General features: G+C 76.1%; 4 protein-coding genes. All 4 read left to right on the forward strand.

Annotation, left to right across the window (positions count from 1 at the left end):
* Positions 1 to 878: FkbM family methyltransferase (locus ND748_RS24910; RefSeq protein ID WP_251748429.1), on the forward strand; the 878-nt coding region annotated here is incomplete at its 5' end.
* A complete protein-coding gene (locus tag ND748_RS24915; protein WP_251748430.1) occupies positions 875 to 1,873 on the forward strand; it encodes a glycosyltransferase in 999 nt (332 codons plus the stop codon). The genes ND748_RS24910 and ND748_RS24915, both read left to right, overlap by 4 nt.
* Complete coding sequence (locus ND748_RS24920; RefSeq protein ID WP_251748432.1) at positions 1,870 to 3,153, forward strand: glycosyltransferase family 2 protein; 1,284 nt, start codon at positions 1,870 to 1,872, stop codon at positions 3,151 to 3,153. Before ND748_RS24915 ends, ND748_RS24920 begins: the two co-directional genes overlap by 4 nt.
* Positions 3,150 to 5,061 (forward strand): heparinase II/III family protein (locus ND748_RS24925; protein ID WP_251748434.1); only part of this gene is annotated, 1,912 nt, incomplete at its 3' end. The genes ND748_RS24920 and ND748_RS24925, both read left to right, overlap by 4 nt.

Here is a 5,061-nt window from a genome sequence, read left to right on the forward strand (position 1 = left end):
GGCCCGACCGGCTACGCCGGCTGATGGGCGACGTCCGCGCCGTCGCCGCCGTGGCCGGCGGCCCCACCGCGCTGCGCTTCGGTGCCGCGATCGTCCGCCACGCCCCGGCCGTCCTGCGCACCGGCACCCTCGACGCCGCCGACCGGGCCATGGCCCGGGGCGGCCACACCTACCGCCCGCTGCCGGGCGTCCAGGTCACCCTGCCCGGCGGGGCGTTCGGGGGCGCCCGGGAGATGTACTGCCGCGGGGTCTACCACGCACTGCCCGGATTCGCGCCGGCAGCCGGGGAGGTCGTCGTCGATCTGGGGGCGAACCAGGGCCTGTTCTCCGTGCTGGCGGCTCGGGCCGGGGCCGACGTCATCGCCGTCGAGGCGCAGCGCGGCTTCGCCGCCGAGTTCGCCAACCATGCCGCCGCCAACGGCGTCTCCCATCGCATCCAACTCCTGCATGCCCTGGTCGGACCGTCGAGCGGGGTGTTCGCCGACCCGCGGGCACGGCACGGCGCCACCCACTGGGACGGCGACGTCGAGGGGTTGACGATGGCCCAGGTGCTCGAGTCCGGCGGCGTCGACGAGGTCGACCTGCTCAAACTCGACATCGAGGGCTCCGAGTTCGCCCTGTTCGACGAGCCGGGCTGGCTGGACGCGGTCGGCCGGCTCGTGATGGAGGTGCACCCCGGCTTCGGCGATCCGGCCACCCTCGTCGCGCGGCTGCGCCAGCACGGGTTCGAGGTGACCCTCCTCGGCAACGACCTTCGTCGCGTTCAGGATCTTGCCCGGGCCTCGTCGGGATACCTCTACGCCCGCCGCGACGGACGGTCGACGGGCGCCGCGGCCACGGGCCCGCCCGCCGCGGTGCCTGCGGGGGTATCCGGATGAACCGGGCGAGCGGCCCGGTCCTCGTCGACTGCGCGGGAGCGCAGATGGGCGGCGCGTTGCGGTTCCTGACCGAGCTCGACGGGTTCCTCGCACCGCGGCCCGGCGCCGGCGTCCGCCTGATCGGCCGCGGCCGGCGAGTCGCGCCGAGCTGGCTGGCCCGCCGTGAACGCCCCGGCCGCTACCGGCGCACCGTCGCCCTGAACAACGTCGGGTACCTCGCCACCCGCAGCGAACGCTGGGTGCTGCTGCGCAACGCCCTGCACTTCCTCACCCCGGCCGAGGTCCGGGCGCTCCCCGGCGGGCTGCCCGCCGACATCGCCCGGGCCGTCCCCGTCGTGCGGCTGCTCGCCCGCCGCGCCGACGTCGTAGTCGTGCCGGCGTCGTCGATGGCCGATCGGGTCCTCACCGCTCTGCCGGGCCTCGCCGACCGTCTGGTCGTCCGGCCGCACCCGCTGTCCCCGCCACCGGCGAGGCCCGGCGAACGCATCCGCGGGGCGATCCTGTGCCCGGTGCTGTTCGCCTCGTTCAAGCCGATGGGCCGGCTGCTGCGCCTGGCCGACACCGCCGCCGCGATGGTCACCGAGCAGACCGGCGAGCCGCTGTCGATCGTGGTCACGGCGACCGGCGCGGAGGCCCGGGAGCAGGGTCTCGCCGACTGCCCGTCGCTGCGCTTCGTCGGCCGGCTCACCCCCACCGCCCTGCGCGGCCACCAACGGCGGGCCGGCGCCCTGCTGTACCCGACGACGGCGGAGTCCTTCGGCTACCCCCTCGCCGAGGCCCGCCTGGCCGGCGTGCCCGTGATCGCCCGCGGCACCGGGCACAACGCGGAGGTGGCCGGTCCGGTGCTCGTGCCGTACCGGGACGAGTCCGCCGACGACCTCGCGACGGCGATGCACGCCACGCTCACGCTGACCCCGCCGCCCGAGCCCACCAACCCGTTCGATCCCGTGGACTACTTCACCTGGCTGCTCGATGCGCAGGTCCCGGCGCTGTGACCGCCCGAAGCCAGCCGCCCGTCGCCGCCTCCCACCGGCCGGTCCCGTCCTCCGGCGACCGCGCCGGCTGGCCCGTCCCCTATGACGCTGCACGACATGGCCTGCCCGGCGGGCACGACGCGGTCCGCGGGCACGACGCGGTCGGCCCGGTCCCCGCACCGGGGTCCGTTCCGGTGACCGCGATCATCCTCGCTCGCGACGAGGCGGCGAACATCGTCCGGGCGGTCGGCTCCGTCGGCTGGTGCGAGCAGGTCGTCGTCATCGACTCCGGCTCGACCGACGGCACGGTCGAGCTCGCGCGCCGCAGCGGCGCCGCGATCTGGCACATCCCCTGGCGGGGCTACGCCGGCCAGCGTCAGCAGGCCATGACGTCCCCGGACGTCAACCACGACTGGGTGTTCTTCCTCGACAGCGACGAATGGGTCTCGACCGCACTCGCCACCGAGATCGCCGGGCGGCTGGGTACGGAGGAGTGCGTCGCCTACAGCCAGCGGCGCCGGTTCGTGTTCGACGGCCGGTGGATCGCACACAGCGGGTGGTACGCCAACAGTTGGCAGGCCCGTCTGCTCGACCGGCGGGCCGCCTCCTTCGACGACAGCGTCAACTACGGCGAGCGGGCCATCGTGGCCGGTCCGGTCGCGCGCCTGGCCGCCGACCTGATCGACGAGGACCGCAAGGGCCTCGTCGCCTGGCTGCACAAGCACGTGCGCTACGCCGAGCTGGAGGCGCAGCGCCGCGCGGCCCAGCCGACCCTGCGCGAGCGCATCTCCCGCATCTCCCGCGTCCGCCGCGAGATCCGTCGTCCCGGCCGCTCGACCCGCCCGCTGAGCCGCACCGTCGCCAAGGACGTCGTCTTCCCGCTCGTCCCGGCGAAGCCGGCGGCCCTGTTCTGCTACATGTACCTGCTGCGGGCCGGCTGGCGTGACGGCCGGCAGGGGCTGCTGTTCTGCCTCTACTACGCCTGGTACGAACTCACCATCGGCGCATTCATCCGCGCCGGCCGCGACGCTCGCACCGGCTCCCCCGGCGACACCGCTGAGCCCGGCGGAGACGGCGGAGATGGCGGGGACGGCGCAGCCGCCGGAACCACGCCGGGTGCCAGGCGGGCAGCACCGATCCCCACGCAGCGCCCCATCCCCGCCTTCCCGACCACACCGACCACACCCGCCACACCGACCACACCCGCCGGCCCGACCGGCGCGTCCCGGCATGCCGCGGACGGCCCATCCGCGCGCCGAATCGGACCACCCGGCGCCGCGAGAGGATCGGACGGCGCATGAGCCCATCGGCGGATCTCGGTCGCTACCTGCGCACCGTCGCACGCCTGCGACCACGTCAGGTCGCCGCCCGCGCGCGGCTGCGCGGACAGCGCTCCGTGCTGCGCCGCCATCCCCACCTGGCCGCGGCGATGCTGCGCGGCCGCCCGTCGGCGGGGCAGTGGCCGGCCGGGTTCGTCCCGGTGGACGAGACGTGCCCACCCTCGGGTCCGATCGTCGACGAGCTCGCCCGCGGCCGGCTGACCCTGCTCGGCCATGCCCGCCCGCTCGGGCGCCCCAGCCCGCCGAGCCACACCGGCCCGCTCGACACCACCCGCCCGCTCGACACCACCCGCCCGCTCGGCCCCACCCGCCCGCTCGGCCCCATCGGCACGCTCGGCCCCATCGGCACGCTCGGCCCCGTCCGCGACGTGGACGACAATCCGGCGGGTTGGGACTGGGAGCAGACCGACGCCCCGCTGCTGTGGCGCTACCACCTGCACTACTGGGACTGGGCGTGGGTGCTGGCGCCCGGCGGCGATCGGGAGCGCGCCCTGTTCGCACGGCTCTACCTCGGCTGGCGTGCCGCGGTCCCCGTCGGCCATCCCGTGGCCTGGTCGCCCTACGTCGCCTCGCTGCGGGCCTGGACGCTGTGCGCGCTCGGCCCGACGCTGGCCCGAGACACCCCCGCACGGGACGTGCTGCGCGCCGATCTGGGCGTCCACCGATCGTTCCTGCGGACCCACCTGGAGACCGACGTCGGCGGCAACCACCTGCTGAAGAACCACAAGGCGCTGATCGCGCTGGCGGTGGCCGACGACGACCCGCGCGGGCTGCACCGTTGGGTCGGCCAGCTCGTGCGCGAGACCCACCGGCAGGTGCTCGCCGACGGAGGCCACTACGAGCGGTCGCCTTCCTACCACTGCCAGGTCCTCGCCGACCTCGACGACGTCGCCGGGTTGCTCACCGCGGGCGGGTGGGCCGTGCCGGCCGAGCTGTTCGAGGCCATCACCCGGATGCGGGGCTGGCTCGGCGCGGTGCTCGGTCCGGACGGCACGGTGCCGCTTCTCAACGACGGGTTCCCGGTGCGTCCCGACCTGCTTCGCCGGCTGCTGCCCTCGGTACCGGCGCAGCCGCCCCCGCCCGGCCCCGAGGCGCGCCTGCCCACGCGCACCACCGATGCCAGCAGCCCCACCCCCACCACCAACCCCACCGATGCCGCCAGCGCCGCCACCGACCCCACCGATGCCGCCGGCGCCGCCAGCGACCCCACCGATGCCGCCGTCGACGGCAGCGCCACTCGTCCCAGCGGCGCCGCCAGCCCCGCCCGTGCTCGCAGCCGGCCCGGCGTCCCGGCCGCCGCAGGCGCGGGGGAACCGGGCCGGGCCGGCGGCCTGCTGCTGGCGGACAGTGGACTGGCGGCGCTCACCGCCGGTGGCTGGCATCTGCTCGCGGACATCGGCCTGCCCTGCCCCGACGACCTGCCGGCGCACGCCCACGCGGACACCCTCGGCTTCCTGCTGTGGCTGGACGGCCGCCCGCTGCTCGTCGACGTGGGCACCTCGACCTACGCGCCCGGGCAGCGCCGGGACGCCGAGCGCGGCTCCGCCGCTCACAGCACCGTCACCATCGACGGCGTCGACTCGACCGAGGTCTGGGGGGCGTTCCGCGCCGGCCGCCGCGCCCGGCCCACCCTGGTCACCATGCGCCACCGCGACGGGGTGGCGACCCTGACCGCCGGGCACGACGGCTACCGCCACCTGCCCGGCCGGCCCGTCCACCGGCGCACCTGGCGGCTCGACGCGGAGGGCCTCACCGTCACCGATCGAATCAGCGGCGGCGGACGACACCAGCTCGCCGTGCTGTTCCACTTCGCGCCCGGGGTGACGCTGGCCGCCGCCCGCCGGCCCGGCCTCGGCGGCACCGCGGAGC

The sequence above is a fragment of the Frankia sp. AiPs1 genome (genome assembly GCF_023716945.1).
Taxonomy (GTDB): Bacteria; Actinomycetota; Actinomycetes; order Frankiales; family Frankiaceae; genus Frankia.